Origin of the sequence: Delftia sp. RIT313 (assembly GCF_000632165.1) — a bacterium.
Taxonomy (GTDB): Bacteria; Pseudomonadota; Gammaproteobacteria; order Burkholderiales; family Burkholderiaceae_C; genus Comamonas; species Comamonas acidovorans.
Window position 1 is genome coordinate 29,612 of record NZ_JFYT01000056.1, and the last position, 15,142, is coordinate 44,753.

The window sequence follows — 15,142 nt, forward strand, 5'->3', positions numbered from 1 at the left end:
GCCAGGGCCTGCCGTGCTCCCGGGCGGCCCGCGTGTCAGCGCCGGGCCGTGAACACCTTCCTGCTGCGCAGGGCCAGGCCTCCCAGCAGCCCGGACAGCATTGCGAGTGCCCATCCACCCAGGGAGGGAATGGCCTGCGCGCCGCCGGGTGCCACGGCAGCCACCACGGGAACGAACGGATCGCTGACGGTGCCCGTGGCCGGGTTGGTATCGCCCAGACCGTTGTCGGTGATGGTGTAGCTGACCGTGGTGCGGGCAGCGTTCAGGACCACGTTCAGCGAGGTGGCTGCATTTGTGGGGTCGAACCAGCCTCCTGCTCCGTCGGGCTTGCGGAACTGCACGCCCACGGGCAGCGGGCTGGGGTAGACCAGGGTCATCGTCACGGCGCCCGTGCACTGCTCGGCCGTGAAGGCGAATTGGCCGTTGGGCGCCTGCAGGCCTGGCGGTGTGGACGCTGCAGGGCCGAAGCCACCGGTGGCCTGCAGCGTGCAGGTGGCACCGCCGCCGGACAGCGTCGCTGTCGGCGTGCCGGCCATGCCGGGCACGCTGCCTGGCGCGCCCACCAGCTCCAGCTTGCGCGGCGTGGCTTGTACCGCTGCGGAGTCCGCGCTGGTCTGTGCGCCGTTGGTGGCCTTGACGGTGAAGTTGTAGACAAATCCATTTGTCAGACCCGTCACGACGATGGGCGATGTGGTGCCCGTCTGCGTTGTCACGGAGGGGGCGCCGGGTACCGCCACTGGTGTGGCGGTCACGGTGTAGCCGGAAATGGGTGCACCGCCGCTGCCCACGGAGGCCGTGAAGTTCACCGTGGCCTGGGCGTCTGCGGCAGTGACGGTGCCGATGACGGGGATATCAGGCGCGATGGCGTTCACGGCAAAGCTCTGCGTGACCTGGGGTGCGGCGCTGATGGCGGCATCGCCGGCCTGGTCGGCTGCAATGGTGCAGCTGCCTGCGGTCACGAAGGTCAGCGAGCCCGTTGGCGTGATGGTGCACACGCCCGTGGTGGACGATGTGAAGCTCACCGGATAGCTGGCGCCTGCGCTGGAGGTGGCTGTCAGTGTGGGTGTGGTGCCGAAGTTGTAGCTGGCAGCGGGCGTGAAGCTGATGGTCTGCGAGGCCCTGGGCGTCACGGCGTTGGATGCAGCCGAGGGAGAGCCTGGCCCGGCAGAGTTGGCGGCCGTCACCGAGAAGGTGTAGGCCGTGCCATTGATCAGGCCGGGCACGGTGATCGGGCTGCTGCCCGTCGCCGTGAAGCTGCCCGGGCTGGATGTGGCGGTGTAGGTGACGGCGGCTCCCCCGGTGGAGGCGGGTGCGGTGAAGCTCACCGTGGCCTGGGCATTGCCGGCTGTTGCCGTGCCGATGGTGGGCGCTCCCGGCGCGACGGCGTTCACGGTGAAACTCTGCGCGACCTGGGGCGCGGCGCTGACGGCCGCATCGCCGGCCTGGTCCGCGTTGATGGAGCAGCTGCCAGCCGTCACGAAGGTCAGCGAGCCCGTTGGCGTGATGGTGCACACGCCCGTGGTGGACGATGTGAAGCTCACCGGATAGCTGGCGCCTGCGCTGGAGGTGGCTGTCAGCGTGGGTGTGGTGCCGAAGTTGTAGCTGGCAGCGGGCGTGAAGCTGATGGTCTGCGAGGCCCTGGGCGTCACGGCGTTGGATGCAGCCGAGGGAGAGCCTGGCCCGGCAGAGTTGGCGGCCGTCACCGAGAAGGTGTAGGCCGTGCCATTGATCAGGCCGGGCACGGTGATCGGGCTGCTGCCCGTCGCCGTGAAGCTGCCCGGGCTGGATGTGGCGGTGTAGGTGACGGCGGCTCCCCCGGTGGAGGCGGGTGCGGTGAAGCTCACCGTGGCCTGGGCATTGCCGGCTGTTGCCGTGCCGATGGTGGGCGCTCCCGGCGCGACGGCGTTCACGGTGAAACTCTGCGCGACCTGGGGCGCGGCGCTGACGGCCGCATCGCCGGCCTGGTCCGCGTTGATGGAGCAGCTGCCAGCCGTCACGAAGGTCAGCGAGCCCGTTGGCGTGATGGTGCACACGCCCGTGGTGGACGATGTGAAGCTCACCGGATAGCTGGCGCCTGCGCTGGAGGTGGCTGTCAGCGTGGGTGTGGTGCCGAAGTTGTAGCTGGCCGCAGGGGCAAAGCTGATGGTCTGCGTGCCCTGGGGAGTAACGTTGTTGGACGTGGCCGCAGGGCCGGTCAGTCCTGCCGAGTTGGTGGCCGAGACGTTGAAGCTGTAGCTGATGCCATTGGTCAGGCCGGGCACGGTGATGGTGCAGGCCGCCGGCCCTGGGCAGGATCCGGTCTGGCCTCCGCCCCCGCTGGCCACGGCGGTATAGGTGGAAATGGCCGAACCGCCGTTGCTGGCCGGGGCAGCGAATGTGATGGAGGCCTGGGCATTGCCGGCCGTGGCCGTGGCACCCGTGGGAGCACCAGGGGCCACCGGAACGGCGACCGTGTGAGTCCCGCCGCTGTTGAAGGACGCAGGCGGCCCGTTGCCCACGCTGTCGGCGATGTTGGTGCTGCCGTTCAGGTTGATCTTGATGGTGCCGGTGCCCGTGATGCCCGAAACGTTGACGTTGACGGAGCTGCCCGTGCTGGCCGAGACACTGGATATGGTGCCTGAAGCCGTGCCCGTACCGATCAGGGTGAAGTCGTCGGTGGAGATGTTGGTGACTGGCTTATTGAAGGTTGCCGTGAACGCCACGCTGGCATCGCCCGGGGCTGGCGAGCCGCTGACGGCGATGCTGCTGACGGCGGGGACCAGGGTGTCCACGGTGGCGTTGGCGGTGCTTGCCGTGGTGGTGATGTTGCCGGCGTTGTCCACGGCGCTGATGCTCGCATTGAGGTTGTTTCCTGCAACCCCAGCCGGCAGCGGGTGGGTGGCTGTCCAGATCCCGGCGGCGTTGGTGGCCGGTATGGCCACCGGGCCGTTGAAGGCGGACAGGTTGATGGACACCGCACTGATGGTGTCAGTGTTGTTGTCGCCCGCAGCAGTGTTGTTCCACTGGGCGATCACGGTGTCACCGGCCTTGAAGACGCCACCCACGCCCGACGCTCCCGACAGGGCGATGTTGCCAGGGGTGACGACAGGGGCAATGGTGTCTACCGTGGCATTGGTGGTATCGGCCGTGGTCGTGCTGCCGCCGGCATTGGTGGCCGTGACGCTGACGTTGCGGTTGGTGGCGTCGATTGAGCCGGCGACGATGGTATAGGCCGCTGTCCAGACGCCGCCGGAATTGGTGGCCGTGACCGCTGAAGGCCCGCCGAACTGGCTGAAGTCCACCGTGACGCCGGTGATGCCGCTATTGTTGTCGCCGCCGGCGCTGTTGTTCCAGCTGGCGATGACGGTGTCATTGATCTTGTAGGCGCCACCGGTGCCGGATGCGCCCGAGAGCGAGATGCGTGCATCGGTCACCGTGGGCGCCGGGGGGGTGTCGATGGCGTTGGCGATGGTGAAGTTTCTGAACTCCAGGAAGGCCGTCTCATTGGCAGCGCAGGAACCTTCGCAGTCAAAGTACAGCTTGAAGCCCTGCAGCTTCACCCCAGCGAAGGCCGCCAGTTGTGCGGGGCCGAACATGAACGCCTCACTGCTGGCTCCAGCGGAGTTGACGGCGGCCGATTGGATGGTTCCGCCGCCGTGGACCGTTCCCACGATACGCAGATTGGTGAATTCGCCCGAACCATACTCACCGGCGTTCAGCCCCGTCAACTCGAAGGCCGTGGTATTGGAGCCGTCGGCTTTGACATACAGGTAGTGGCCGCTGTTGTCGTTTGCCGCATTGGTCAGCATGTAGGAGATCCCTCCTGCATAGATTCCGACGTTGGGAGTGGATCCGTTGCCGTTCCTGGCGGTCAGGCGGAAGTCGGTGGTACTCAGTTGTGGCGACAGTGCTCCCGACCATCCTGCGAAATTCCGGGTTCCATCGGCTGCGACCAGCACCTCGGAGAAGTCCGCCCTGGCCTTGTCCGAGAAAGCCACCGGGGTGTCGATGTGGCCGCGCTGGATCTCCAGGGTCCAGTCCGCTCCCAGGGCCGGGCTGCCGGTCGGATTGCTGGAGGCAGCGACATCGAGCCCCGTCTGCCGATGGACGATGTCCAGCAGGGCAGCCCCCTTGTCGCCGGCCGCCAGATCGCAGCCGTAGAACAGCAGGTCGCCGCCTGCGCGCACTGCCTGGCGCAACGCGGCCAGCGCCGACGGCTGCTGCAGGACGCTGTCGGAGGTGACACGGCTGCTGCCGAGCTGCAGTTCGCCATCCCAGGCGTGCGAGACCACATGGACCGCGGCCAGGTCGCGGTAGTTGCTCAGGGCGGCGGCCAGCTGAGGGAGTCCTGGCCGCGATGGATCGATCTCCACGGCCGCCACGCCGGGCCTGAGCCCGCGGTACAGGGTGGCCTTGTCGGCCACCGCCCCGTCGATCACCACCAGTTCGGAAATGGCCGCAGGCTGAACGATGTCCAGGCCTGCCGCATCCGTGGCCGCCGGGGGGCGATGGGGCTTTGCATGGTGGGGCCTGTCGAAGGCGCGGCTGGAGGCATCGAGCTGCAGGCGCGCATGGCGCCCCGGCTGGTAGCCGCCACGCATCAGGTATCCGCCGGCCGGTGTGGCCGCCGCATGGGCGGCGAAGGGAAACAGCAGCGAGGAAAGGCCGCTGAGCAGGGCACGGTTCATGGGGTCTCCTCCGGTATGGGTCGTTTCTGGGTGTCTGCCCTGCGCGGGGCGATGATGCCTGCCTCGGTTCCCGCCTGGTCCTGCCAGAAATCCATGTCCTGGTACTTGGCGAACAGGTCGGGAGGAAGAATGCTGCGGCGTGCCTTGAAGGCCACTTTCCTTTGGACGTCGTGCAGGCCCTTGACGCCAAGGTTCAGGTCGAACTCGTTCTCGGAGTACTCGACATTGTCGAAATCGTGTGCGAAGGCGGGTTCGCCGAGGAAGCGGTAAATGAGTTCCAGCGTGCGCCCGGGATGCTGCGTGAGCAGGTCATAGTCCACCAGCAGCAGGCGCTCGGACAAGGGGCCGTAGTAGGCTTCCTTGAGCGCCGTCCAGGCGCCACCCACCGCGCCGGCCGCAGACATCATGGTCTCGCAGCGCGAATACACCGTCTGCCGGCTGGCGGCGTTGAACATGCGGCTGTAGTCGAAGGGGTTCTTGCGATGGATGAGCTCGAAGCTGTCCATGACCCAGGCGGGATTGCGCACGCAGCAGACCACCTTGAAACCCTCCACCAGTTCGGCCAGCTGGTGCAGGCGTGCCGTCCACTGGCGGTTGGTGTCGAAGATCACCGGCTGCGGGATGTCGGCGTAGTAGGCGTCGATCAAGGCCCGGCACATGGTCTTGCGCCGGGCCTCGTTGAAGAAGGGGTAGGACTCGCTGCCGGCGCCCATCTGCTCCAGGACACTGTTGAGCAGCCCCGCCACGGGACTGCTCATCGCGGCATGCATGCGGGGGTTCTGACGCAGGATGCCCGCGAGCAGAGTGGAGCCCGAGCGCGGCAGGCCGGAGATGAAGTGCAGTGTGCGGGGCATGGCGCCGGCTGTACTCAATTGCGTGGCGGGAAAATCCCGTCCGAGATCGCGATGCAGTAGCTCAGCGCGAGAAACGGTTGCCGGTTTTCGTGGGCCGTGGAGCCGCCGCTGGGACCCAGTGTGGTGGGCGCCAGGGTGGTTGAAGGGGCCGCCACATTGGCCTGCATGTAGCGGACCACGCCGGAGCCGCCGCGCGCGTCGAAGCCCAGATAGCAGCCGGTTTCCGGGGATGGCTTGGTTCCCGCATTGTTCAGGCCGATCACCGCATGGTTGTGCGTGGGCATTTCGCCCTGTATCAGCGTCACGGAGTCCGATCCCGCTTGGGTACCTATGGGCCAGTTGGCGTTGGGATCCATCCCCAAGGGCACGCCGCCCTGCAGGTTGGGCAGGCCAAAGGTAGTCTTGCCATCGCCGCCATAGTAGGTACCCAGCAGGGCGAACAGCGCCGAATACCGCTGGATGGGCATCAGTTGGCCGTTGCACAGTGCCCAGCCACGCGGGGCAAAGTAAAAGGCGAATTGGCGGATTTCTCCGAGGTAGTAGTCCATGTGCCTGGCCTTCAGTTGCTGCTTGGGAAAACGCCGTAGAGCGCGATGATGTAGTTGACTGCCGTGCTGCGCATGATGTTGCTGTGCGGCAGGGTGGAGCCGGACAGGGTCACGCTGTTCGGCTTCATGCTCTGGGGGAGGGCGCCGCTGCCGGGCTTGGGCAGATAGAAATTGTCGGTGCCGTTTTGCGCAGGAACCAGGTCCGGCGCCGGCTGCGAGGCCGTGGCGGCCGAGGTGCTGGCACGCAGGTCGTGGGTATGGGCGGGCATATTGTTCTGGAGCAGCGTCACCTCCGCGACGCCGAATTGCTCGCCCATCACCCGGTTGGTCAGGCCCGGGCCCTGCCCCTGGCCCACGGGTATGCGGGCACGCAGGTCGGGCAGGGCGAAGGTGTTCTGGCCGTCGCCCCCGTAGGTGGTGCCAATCAGCGCGAACAAGGTGTCGTATTGACTGATGCTCAGGATGGCGCCATTGCACAGCGCCCAGCCTGCGGGTGCGAAATTGCCCCCGAAAAGACGTATTTCACCGACAAAGTTGTCCATGGTCTTGCTCTCTTGTATGGCCTTCAGTTGCGCGAGGGGTAGACGCCCTGTACCGCGATGCAGGGGTTAAGCACCAGGGAGGGTTGGCAGTTCTCGTGGGGCAGGTTGCCGCCGGTGGGCGAGACCGAGCCCGGATCCAGGGCCACCAGATTGCCGGGCGGTGCGTAGAAATTCGTGGCCGCCGGTGGCGTTGAAGTGACCATGGCCGTGGCCATGTAGTTGTCTGTGAAGGTGGCCGAGTCGCCGCCGCCCGTGCTGGCTGCCAGCATGTGGGTGTGCCCGGGCAGGTTGGAGACCGTCAGGGTGACGTGTTCGCTGCCTGCGCTTGTGCCCAGCGCAACGGGGGGACTGTCGGTGCTGGACCAGTGCATGGAGACCCGGCCACGCAGGTCTGGCAACTTGAAGGTGGTGACGCCATCGCCACCGTACGTGACGCCCAGCAGGCTGAAGAGGGCCTGGTTCTGGGTGATGCCCAGGGTCTGCCCTGAGCAAGCCATCCAGCCCTTGGGAATCCTGTTCCAGGCGAACAGGCGGATTTCTCCGAGATACGGTGTCGTCATGGGGTGTGTTGCCTTTCTGGGGAGGTCATGGAGGGTGGGGTGCGCGCAGGGTCGGCCTGCTGGGGTGCCTGCCACTGCATGTCGAACTGGATGGCATCCGCGCTCAAGGTGGAGAAGCCCAGGCGCCGGTAGAGCCGCTGCGCAGCCGGGTTGGTGGCATCGACACTGAGCGTCACCCGGCGGCCCAGCACGGCGGCACTGCCTTGTACCCAGCGCAGCAGCGCCGTGCCATGTCCCTGGCCGCGCGCGGCCAGTGCCAGCACGATGTCCACGATGTGCAGGTCTGCCGCGCTGTCATGCAGTGTCAAGGCGCCAATGGGTGTGTCGCCGGCCTGGACGACGAGGTGGCTGGCGTGGGGAAAACGGCGCTGGTGGCCTGCCTGCTGGAAGCCGTATTGCTGGTCTATCAGTGCCGCCAGCGCGGCCTGCGGCAGCGGCAGCGATTGGAGATGCGGGCGTGCGCAAAGGAACAGATCCCGCAGCAGGCCCTGATCCTCGGGTTGCGCGGGCCGTGCGCTCAGGCCCCGCGGGCGCAATGCTTCAAGTAGCATGCAGGACCTCCAGGCTATCGAAGGAGCCGGCCCGTCGCAGCAGGTGCGCATAGGGCTCGGCCAGCCGGCTTTCGATGAGATGACGGTCACGGGCGTCGAACACGGCCGCCTTGCTACAGCCGTCGGGTACGAACCGCTGGTCCAGCGCCTTCGCATGCTGGCGCAGGCGCGCCGCCATGCGGGCAAGGGCGGCGTTGCTGCTGGCGAGCCCGAAGCCGTGGGCGATCCGTTCCAGGGTCTCGGGGCCGAGACGGCCGTAGTCCAGCACGGGCAGGCCATGCCTGTCGTGCAGCTCGCGCATGCGCTGCATCAATGCCTGCAGCACCCGGATGCGGTGGTCCAGCACGGAGACGAACGGCTGCCGGTCCGACTGGAGATCAAAGACCGGGGCCAGCCGCGCCAGCGACGGATCGCCCGACATGTGCCGGCCGCATTGCCGGTGGTGGGAGGCCAGGATTTCGACGGGATCGCGCACCAGCAGCAGGCAGGGGACCTGCGGGTACAGGTCGCGCAGCAGCTCCCATTGCAGGAGGTCCCAGGCATTCCACTTGATGACCAGGTCCTGGCGACCGGGTACGGCGGTGCCGATCACGGCCAGCAGGCCGCTGATGGCCTGGCGCTTTTCCTCGGCGCGGAGCGTGGGGTCCAGCAGAAGCTCGGTGAGCACCGGCGGCTCCGACAGCACCATCGTGCTGTCCAGTTCCGACAGGCAGCCCGAGACCAGGGTAGAGCCACAGCGCGAGAGATGGAAGATGAAACCAGCGGGCCGGCGCACCGGGCCTTTCGGTCCCAGGTCTGTGCCCAACCGTGCCAGGGTGGCCAGCGGCGTGCGCGGTCGCAGAAACTGGTTCAGCGGCTGGCGCTGGAGGCAGCGGCCGATGTATTCGTCATGGAAGGGTTCGGTGGCGGGCCCGTCCGGCAGGCACCACTGGATGCTGCGCGTGCGTGCCTCGTACCTGTGGGGCAGCCAGCCGCCGGCCACCAATGCGGCGGCCGGCACGGCGGCCGCCTGGTTCACCTGCTCCAGCGCCTGCATGAGCTGGGCATCGTTCCAGGCGGGAAGACACCACAGCCGGCGCAACTGGGTGAGCAGCGACTCCACGCTCCTGGCCTGCTGGAGCAAGGCCTGTTGCTGGGGGCTTGCAATCAGTTCTGCAAAGGCTGCCTGCAGCTCATGCATGGGCCTGCCCCTTGCCGATGCGGTCGGCCAGCCAGGCGTTGGCAATGCAGTCGATGACCAGATGGGTGCGGTCCTGCGTGCTCTGGTTCAGCACTTCATGCGTGGCGTCGGCGTTGAAGTACCAGAGCTCTCCTGGGGCCATGGGGATCTCCAGGCCTTCCACGATGAACCGCACATCGGGGTGTGTGTAGACGGGCACGTGCAGTCGCGCCTGGCCGTGCTCCAGGCTCAAGCCATGGTCGCGATGCGGCTTGATGGATGAGCCGGCCTTCAGTTGCATCAGGCGCACGGAGCGCAGCGGGCATTGCAACTGGTCCAGCACCTCGCGCATCGCCGGGCTGTGCTGCAGCGAGGGCAGATCGTCCCATTCTTCGTCAGGCGCCTCGATGGAGAAACTCTGAAGAAGAGGGTGGGCCGTCACATGCTGGCGCTGGCAGCGCAGCGGCACCACGCGCCATGCCCCTTCGTAGCCGCGGTGGTTCACATGGTCACACCAGTGTGAGGACAACAGCGCATCGACCTCGTCCCGCAGCCCCTGCAGCCGTACCTCGGCCTCCAGCCGGGCAAACAGGGGTGCGTCTGCGCATGCGTCGGCAGGTGTGCAAGACGGGATGGCCCTGGCATTCATTGCAGTGCCTTGGCCAGCGGCAGGGGTGAGTCCACCAGCGGCACCACGCCACATGCTGCCGGGCCTGGCTCGGCCGCCTGCTCCATCTGCAGCAGCGCCTGTATGCGCGAGACGCAGGCAGCGATGCTGAGCTGGTGCGTGGCCAAGGCCAGGTCCGGAGCAGGGGGCGCCTCGTAAGGAGAGTCGATGCCGGTGAACTGGCGCAGCTCGCCGCGGCGCGCTTTCATGTACAGGCCCTTGGGGTCGCGCTGCTCGGCGACGGACAGGGGAACATCCACGAAGATCTCGAAGAAGTCGCCCTTGTCGAACAAGGCCCGTGCAGCATCGCGCTCGGCCCGGAAAGGGGAGATGAAGGCGGCGATCACGATGGTTCCCGCATCCACGAACAGCCGTGCGACCTCTGAAACCCTGCGGATGTTCTCTGCACGGTCTTCGTTGGAGAAGCCCAGATCGCGGTTCAGGCCCTGGCGGATGTTGTCGCCATCAAGCACATAGGTGCGTCTGCCGGCGGCATGCAGCCGGGCCTGCAGCGCATTCGCGATTGTCGATTTGCCAGATCCGGAAAGACCGGTGAGCCATATGGCGCATGCCCTGTGTCCGTGCAGATTTTCCCTGTCTTGCCTTGTAATGCAGAACGGTTGTGCATGTACGTCGGGCGGTGGGGTATGGCCGGAAAATGGCATGGCTTGGGTGGGAAAGCGGGAAAACGAAAGACGGGTCAATCGGACAGGGCGAATATCTACGAATTGTTAAGAAATTTCAAGAAAAATTACTGACGGCACCATTTGCTACTTCGCAATGCGAACGCATCCGTCTCCCCTGGGAAATACGTGTCGTAGCGTCCTGTCAGGGGAGTGGGGAGTGTCAATAGCCATTGGCGAAGGTTGTTGGCTATTTATTTGTCTCAAGAAGGTGTTTTCAATAGCTTTTCCTGAAAACGTTTATCGACTATTCTCGCAAGTGAGATTCTGGTTGAAATGGTTTTTCATTTTCATTAATACCAATTGCTCCAATGAATATCCCTGAAATGAGAGGAAGCCGCGATCATAGGAGCCGCACGGAAAGTGGTATATCACTGGAAATAGGTATTTGTATGGGACGCTCCGTTGCCGGCATCAAGTTCATATCGGCTGCCGAGCGTTCCTGCGCGTGCACGGGCCCGCAGCCCTTTTTCCAGCCGGCGCCGGCAGGTCACGTGTGATGGAGGTTGGAAGCAGGACCGCTGCGTGTATGTCGCCCGAAGGGGCTGCAGGCGGCGCAGGCAGCGAATGGCGGGTCCCGGCTGCGACCCGAGGCCATGGCAGAGGCCGGCCATGCCTGCGAGCCGTTGAGCGACAGAGGGCTGGCAGCGCTCCTACCGGCAGGAGGCAGGGGAGATTTCCCGCGGCAGCATGAAAAAAGCCCCTGGCTCTTGCGAACCAGGGGCTTCTTGTTTGGTGCCCGGCGTTTGTCAAGGTAGTTGTCGCTTCAGTCGTCAGGCCACTCGCCTGACCGAGGAGCAGTTGCAGCACGTGGCCGAGCAGCTGCCTCGCAAGAGCCGCGGCCGACTCGACATGGTTGGCGCCCGCGTTGCCGAGTGCCGGTGACAGATGAAGCGCCGCATGCAGATCCTGTGCAGCCTGCCGCAGTACAGCCGCCTGGTGGACACGCACGCCGGCTTCATGCCCTGGGTGCTGGCGCAGGGCATGAAGAATGCCCGCGCCAAGCTGACCGACGTGCTGCTGTGGTTGTGCGACCGCAAGTGCCCAGGCTGTGGCGGCGTCAAGCTGGGCAAGATGGCGATCTGCGAGACCTGTAAGGACTTTGGCACCCGTGAAGTGCCGCACGAAGCCGAGGGCATGCTGATCTCCGAGCACATTGGCGAGCATGTGGACCGCGCCCGCTGCGGCACCATCGCCGCGCTGAAGCTGATGAAGGGCCTGAAGGTGGTTGCAGCCCAGGCGGTGAGTCTGGCAAGACATTGAAGCGATGGGGGGAAACATCACACGTCCCTAAAGATCACTAGCCCGCTGGCAATGCCTGCGGGCTTTGTTTTTCTGGGTACAGAGCGAATGAATGTTGCGAAGGCGGGAGAGCGCCTTCCCTTACGCCGCGCCGGCTGAGTGGACCACAGGTGCGAGTGAGCAGCAGGGAGTACAACGAAGGTGAGGCGAGGTGCTTCTATCTTCCTCATCTCTGGGGAGAGTGCCATGACTTCATCGATTTCGCTTAAGTACCTGCTGGGACGGCCCGTTGACCCGGATCTTGTTGAGCAGGCCGTTCAGGGGCATGGTGTGCCCTCGCAAGATCCTGATCCCTCCGCACAGATTCGGATGACCAAAGAGGAGTCATCCCGGGAATCAAAATCAACCATGGTGGCCGGCTTCATGATGCTTGGCGCAGTGATGGGTGCGGGAGTCGGCGCCGTAGCTGCTGGCCCTGTAGGCATTTTTGTTGGCGGCGCCCTTGGAGGCTTGATAGGCGCTGGAGCTGGAGAGGCAGCGGGTATGGCGACAGTAGCGCGTGAGGCCTGAAGGCGTCCTACCTGCCATAAATTCTTCTTGATACGCTTCGTATCCCTCCCCTGCTGGCTTAGTCCAGCAGTTACCTACCCTGGCTTGCCTTGGTAGGTTTTTTTTGCAGTGACCCCGCTGAAGCTGCCTGGTCAGTTGCGGTCAAGCTGGGCGAGGTAGTGGCAGATATCAATCCGCGCGTCATACACCGCAGACAACCAATTTCCCGCTATCGGATGAGAGCCGGAGGTTGGCTTCAGGTGCAGAGCTGCCTCATTGACTGCAGGGGAAAAAAATGCAGCAACTGCGCAAGCTGGGTCCTTCCCGGCGCGACGCGTGGCAGCGGCATCGGCCTTGAGATCCCTTTTGAGCGCGATGTATTGGTCCCTGATCTGCTCGACCCGTGCGGTGACCGTTTTGTTGTCGCCGATTGCGTGCAACAGTAGCGTGCAACGCTCCTCGTAGCTGCGTAGCCGCAGCCGGATGGCGTTTGTATCGGCGTGGTCGAATGGCTCGGTCATCGGACCAGTCTATAGAGAACGTTAAGTGACTCATCCCAGACCCGGGGAGTACACATGTTCGCTCAGTGGTTTGCGCCACTTTCGGGTGGCTTTGTTGTTTCCGCCGCCATCAGACGCATCCATGCAAAGCATGGATGGCATGGGGGATGCGAGGCTTGCGAGTGTGCAACGGCACTCGCCGCCGAATCGCTCAGCTCTCTGCTACGTCGATGAGCAGGGAAAGGTAGTTGTCAAGAGCGCGTTCGGTTGTCGCGAGCTCCAACTCTGGGCCACCGGTAGAAGTTCCGATGCGGATGGCGTCTCGGTCAATCAGAAGCGCCTCATGAGCGTGGGCTGCTTGCTCAGGTGTGATGGTCTCAATCAGCCGCACCACGACAGTGGCCAGCGCGCTCAGTTCACCGGCGAGCACATCCATACGTTCATTGTTCAAAAATTTATCCCAGTAGATTTAAAGATGCATCTTAACTGGCGGCCATAGGCAGGCGGCATCCTTATGTCCAAGCTCCAGACATTGAAGAGTACGCTGCCCGTGCTGGACAACCGTCGCGTGCAGACGATGCAGGCCGGCAGCTGGCGCACCAGCGACCAGACGGCCGCGCAGCGGGGCTACGGCTACAAGTGGCAGAAGGCGGGCGAGCAGTTCCTGCGCGAGCATCCGCTGTGCCTCATGTGCCAGGTGCAGAGCAGGGTCGAGGCGGCCACGGTTGTTGACCACATCACCCCGCATCGCGGGGACCAGTCGCTGTTCTGGCGGCGCAGTAACTGGCGCTGACCGGCGTTTGTTCCTGCTGCACGTGCGGTAGTGGACCGCTCATGGCCAGGAGCGGTCTCTCGTCTAGCCAGCTCCGTCGAGTGCCCCGCTGACAAAGGGTTCAATCGTCTGCCGGCGCAGAAGGACCATAGCTAGCTCAGCTTCATGCCTTGTGAAGAACGGAACGGGCGGACTTGACCCTCTGATGTCAACCTCTGTCAGATGCCAAGCCCCGGCGCTTTCGGTCAGCTGAATTCCCCAGTCGCCAAACTCCTTTGGCAAACCCTCCGACTCGATGTAGCGCAACACCTGGTTTCAGCAACGCGTCGGCCTGCGACAGTCGAGCCGCCCTGGTCGAGATCGACCGCCGCGAGGGCTACGAGGTGCGGCTGCTGGCCGAGCTTACAGCCTGCGTGCGACCCCTGATGACGCGTCTAGTCTCAAAGCAGAAGTAAGTGCAGTAAATTATCTGACAACTTCAAATAATCTGATTAGCAGCGGTTCTCTTGATTTATTTGGCTTTGCTGCGGAGTAACAACGACAAAAAGGCGATCATCGAAGACAAAGCGACTAATCCAAGTTCACCAATGGTTGGTACTGCAGTGATTGTCGGTTTGGGAGGAGTTATGTTTGTAAGGGTGACATTGCCAGTCGATGTTCCGCCTCGGCCATCAGAAATCTCATAATGAAATGAGATAGGATCTGTAGTATTGCCAGAGGGGGAAAAAGTGATTTCTCCTGCTGCCGAGACTCCGATGCTTCCGCCTGTTATCAAAATGTTTGATGGAGTACCGCGAGTAATTGGATTTCCATTAATACTGGTGATTTGCAAAGCATCCGAATCTGTGTCAGTATCGTTCGCCAAAATATTTAGTATGGTGGGCGAGTTAGGTATAGAGTATTTGTCCGGATTGGCTATCGGCAGATTGTTCTGGATTTTTGGATTGGTGTAAGTCTGGAAGTTGTGGAAGCCGACAACTTCACCCGTTGAATCAATGCCCACCCAGCGAATCTCTTTTATGAAGAGACCAGCCGCAATATCAGAAAGAGACAAAGTCACTCCGAATTTCTGAGGTGGGGAATCAAAAACGTTTGTGGCATCAGAAACTATTGCGCTAGTGCCGTCGCTTGCAAAAATTTGAAGATTAGATCTCTCAAACAAATCATTCCAATCGACAAAATCGAAGCTGAAAGCGGCAATTGCTGAGTTGGCTAGTTTGAAGGAGATGCCGTTGTCTATATTAACTGCAGCATATATTCCGGGAACTGCTGGTGCTCCGGAGTTCCAAAATAGACATTCTTTCGAGAAGTCTCCTGCTCCTGATCCAGAATTCAAGGCTTGACAATATTTTGAAGGAGACCAAGCGGTGCTTGTATTGGGACCGTAAGCTTCTACAGTGAAGCCATTCCAAATATCCGGATTCCCTGCGCTTCCTATGGGCTTCAGGTTTACAGAGGAGCTGAAATCTTCATGGGTGGCGAATGTCCCTGAACCAATGGCAGACAGGAAACCGGCTTGGTCGTCGATGAAGGTTGAAAATGTCGCCGCCTGGCTGCTTGTGACCCAAGAAAAAATCACCAGAAAGGCCAATTCTTTTGGTGTCGGTATTCCAAAACGCATGTTGATCGTCCATAGAGGGAATTTATGAAGAAGGGGAGCGTGATGGAAATCATTCTTATTATCAATAAGGGTTTTTGTGAAAGTTTGTCAAGAGGATTTTGGGGGTACTTAGCCTTTGCTCACTGCTAGCTAGCGGTATGTAAGAGGCCGAGAGTAGGTTCAAACAATCCAGCAACGATTAACGAACAAGCGTCTCGGTACATGATTTTTAAGGGTTAATGCCTACA

At 63.0% G+C, this 15,142-nt stretch carries 15 protein-coding genes; 3 read left to right on the top strand and 12 right to left on the bottom strand.

Annotated elements, in window-relative coordinates; translation table 11 throughout:
- Nucleotides 1–35 precede the first annotated feature (35 nt).
- The 9 genes from BW39_RS29820 to cysC are packed head-to-tail and all read right to left on the bottom strand — an operon-like array spanning nt 36 to nt 10,213.
- Nucleotides 36–4,667 carry a DUF4347 domain-containing protein gene (locus BW39_RS29820; RefSeq protein ID WP_052155362.1) on the bottom strand — a complete coding sequence of 1,544 codons (4,632 nt, stop codon included), beginning with the start codon at nt 4,665–4,667 and terminating at the stop codon, nt 36–38.
- Entirely contained in the window at nt 4,664–5,521 is an 858-nt protein-coding gene (locus BW39_RS16620) for a sulfotransferase family protein (protein WP_043823120.1), read from the bottom strand. Before BW39_RS16620 ends, BW39_RS29820 begins: the two co-directional genes overlap by 4 nt.
- A 14-nt stretch (nt 5,522–5,535) precedes the next feature.
- Nucleotides 5,536–6,069 carry a phage tail protein gene (locus BW39_RS16625; protein WP_043823122.1) on the bottom strand — a complete coding sequence of 178 codons (534 nt, stop codon included), beginning with the start codon at nt 6,067–6,069 and terminating at the stop codon, nt 5,536–5,538.
- Nucleotides 6,070–6,080: 11 nt separating this feature from the next.
- Nucleotides 6,081–6,611: a phage tail protein gene (locus tag BW39_RS16630; protein ID WP_043823124.1), complete on the bottom strand. Its 531-nt coding sequence runs from the start codon at nt 6,609–6,611 to the stop codon at nt 6,081–6,083.
- A gap of 23 nt (nt 6,612–6,634) precedes the next feature.
- Nucleotides 6,635–7,171: a phage tail protein gene (locus BW39_RS16635; protein ID WP_016450615.1), complete on the bottom strand. Its 537-nt coding sequence runs from the start codon at nt 7,169–7,171 to the stop codon at nt 6,635–6,637.
- Entirely contained in the window at nt 7,168–7,722 is a 555-nt protein-coding gene (locus tag BW39_RS16640; RefSeq protein WP_043823126.1) for a GNAT family N-acetyltransferase, read from the bottom strand. The genes BW39_RS16635 and BW39_RS16640 overlap by 4 nt, the downstream gene beginning before the upstream one ends.
- On the bottom strand, nt 7,712–8,902 hold the full coding sequence (locus BW39_RS16645; RefSeq protein WP_043823129.1) for a sulfotransferase family protein: 1,191 nt from the start codon (nt 8,900–8,902) through the stop codon (nt 7,712–7,714). The genes BW39_RS16640 and BW39_RS16645 overlap by 11 nt, the downstream gene beginning before the upstream one ends.
- The gene (locus BW39_RS16650; RefSeq protein ID WP_043823131.1) at nt 8,895–9,530 is read right to left on the bottom strand and encodes an aspartyl/asparaginyl beta-hydroxylase domain-containing protein; all 636 of its coding nucleotides are present in this window, start codon (nt 9,528–9,530) and stop codon (nt 8,895–8,897) included. Before BW39_RS16650 ends, BW39_RS16645 begins: the two co-directional genes overlap by 8 nt.
- Nucleotides 9,527–10,213, bottom strand: a complete 687-nt coding sequence (gene cysC / locus BW39_RS16655; protein WP_043823134.1) for an adenylyl-sulfate kinase — start codon at nt 10,211–10,213, stop codon at nt 9,527–9,529. Before cysC ends, BW39_RS16650 begins: the two co-directional genes overlap by 4 nt.
- A gap of 918 nt (nt 10,214–11,131) precedes the next feature.
- On the opposite strand from cysC, the gene BW39_RS16660 reads away from it, so the two are divergent.
- The gene (locus BW39_RS16660) at nt 11,132–11,494 is read left to right on the top strand and encodes a hypothetical protein (RefSeq protein WP_233626367.1); all 363 of its coding nucleotides are present in this window, start codon (nt 11,132–11,134) and stop codon (nt 11,492–11,494) included.
- A gap of 225 nt (nt 11,495–11,719) precedes the next feature.
- Entirely contained in the window at nt 11,720–12,043 is a 324-nt protein-coding gene (locus BW39_RS30430) for a hypothetical protein (RefSeq protein ID WP_081816231.1), read from the top strand.
- Nucleotides 12,044–12,174: 131 nt separating this feature from the next.
- Here the strand turns inward: BW39_RS30430 and BW39_RS16665 are convergent, their stop codons facing one another.
- Nucleotides 12,175–12,543 (bottom strand): hypothetical protein, encoded by a 369-nt coding sequence (locus BW39_RS16665; protein WP_043823136.1) that lies wholly within the window; start codon nt 12,541–12,543, stop codon nt 12,175–12,177.
- 190 nt (nt 12,544–12,733) lie between these two features.
- On the bottom strand, nt 12,734–12,958 hold the full coding sequence (locus tag BW39_RS16670; protein WP_013802825.1) for a hypothetical protein: 225 nt from the start codon (nt 12,956–12,958) through the stop codon (nt 12,734–12,736).
- Between the two features lie 78 nt (nt 12,959–13,036).
- Here BW39_RS16670 and BW39_RS16675 point away from each other — a divergent pair, with 78 nt between their 5' ends.
- Nucleotides 13,037–13,315, top strand: a complete 279-nt coding sequence (locus BW39_RS16675) for a hypothetical protein (RefSeq protein WP_043823138.1) — start codon at nt 13,037–13,039, stop codon at nt 13,313–13,315.
- 490 nt (nt 13,316–13,805) lie between these two features.
- On the opposite strand, the gene BW39_RS31130 is transcribed toward BW39_RS16675, so the two are convergent.
- On the bottom strand, nt 13,806–14,915 hold the full coding sequence (locus tag BW39_RS31130) for an Ig-like domain-containing protein (RefSeq protein ID WP_152547259.1): 1,110 nt from the start codon (nt 14,913–14,915) through the stop codon (nt 13,806–13,808).
- Nucleotides 14,916–15,142: the final 227 nt, after the last annotated feature.

Excerpts from the sequence above, each read along its gene's own strand:
- BW39_RS29820 (WP_052155362.1), bottom strand. The coding sequence starts at position 4,667 with ATGAACCGTGCCCTGCTCAGCGGCCTTTCCTCGCTGCTGTTTCCCTTC.
- BW39_RS16620 (WP_043823120.1), bottom strand. The coding sequence starts at position 5,521 with ATGCCCCGCACACTGCACTTCATCTCCGGCCTGCCGCGCTCGGGCTCC.
- BW39_RS16625 (WP_043823122.1), bottom strand. The coding sequence starts at position 6,069 with ATGGACTACTACCTCGGAGAAATCCGCCAATTCGCCTTTTACTTTGCC.
- BW39_RS16630 (WP_043823124.1), bottom strand. The coding sequence starts at position 6,611 with ATGGACAACTTTGTCGGTGAAATACGTCTTTTCGGGGGCAATTTCGCA.
- BW39_RS16635 (WP_016450615.1), bottom strand. The coding sequence starts at position 7,171 with ATGACGACACCGTATCTCGGAGAAATCCGCCTGTTCGCCTGGAACAGG.
- BW39_RS16640 (WP_043823126.1), bottom strand. The coding sequence starts at position 7,722 with ATGCTACTTGAAGCATTGCGCCCGCGGGGCCTGAGCGCACGGCCCGCG.
- BW39_RS16645 (WP_043823129.1), bottom strand. The coding sequence starts at position 8,902 with ATGCATGAGCTGCAGGCAGCCTTTGCAGAACTGATTGCAAGCCCCCAG.
- BW39_RS16650 (WP_043823131.1), bottom strand. The coding sequence starts at position 9,530 with ATGAATGCCAGGGCCATCCCGTCTTGCACACCTGCCGACGCATGCGCA.
- cysC (WP_043823134.1), bottom strand. The coding sequence starts at position 10,213 with ATGCCATTTTCCGGCCATACCCCACCGCCCGACGTACATGCACAACCG.
- BW39_RS16660 (WP_233626367.1), top strand. The coding sequence starts at position 11,132 with ATGCAGATCCTGTGCAGCCTGCCGCAGTACAGCCGCCTGGTGGACACG.
- BW39_RS30430 (WP_081816231.1), top strand. The coding sequence starts at position 11,720 with ATGACTTCATCGATTTCGCTTAAGTACCTGCTGGGACGGCCCGTTGAC.
- BW39_RS16665 (WP_043823136.1), bottom strand. The coding sequence starts at position 12,543 with ATGACCGAGCCATTCGACCACGCCGATACAAACGCCATCCGGCTGCGG.
- BW39_RS16670 (WP_013802825.1), bottom strand. The coding sequence starts at position 12,958 with ATGGATGTGCTCGCCGGTGAACTGAGCGCGCTGGCCACTGTCGTGGTG.
- BW39_RS16675 (WP_043823138.1), top strand. The coding sequence starts at position 13,037 with ATGTCCAAGCTCCAGACATTGAAGAGTACGCTGCCCGTGCTGGACAAC.
- BW39_RS31130 (WP_152547259.1), bottom strand. The coding sequence starts at position 14,915 with ATGCGTTTTGGAATACCGACACCAAAAGAATTGGCCTTTCTGGTGATT.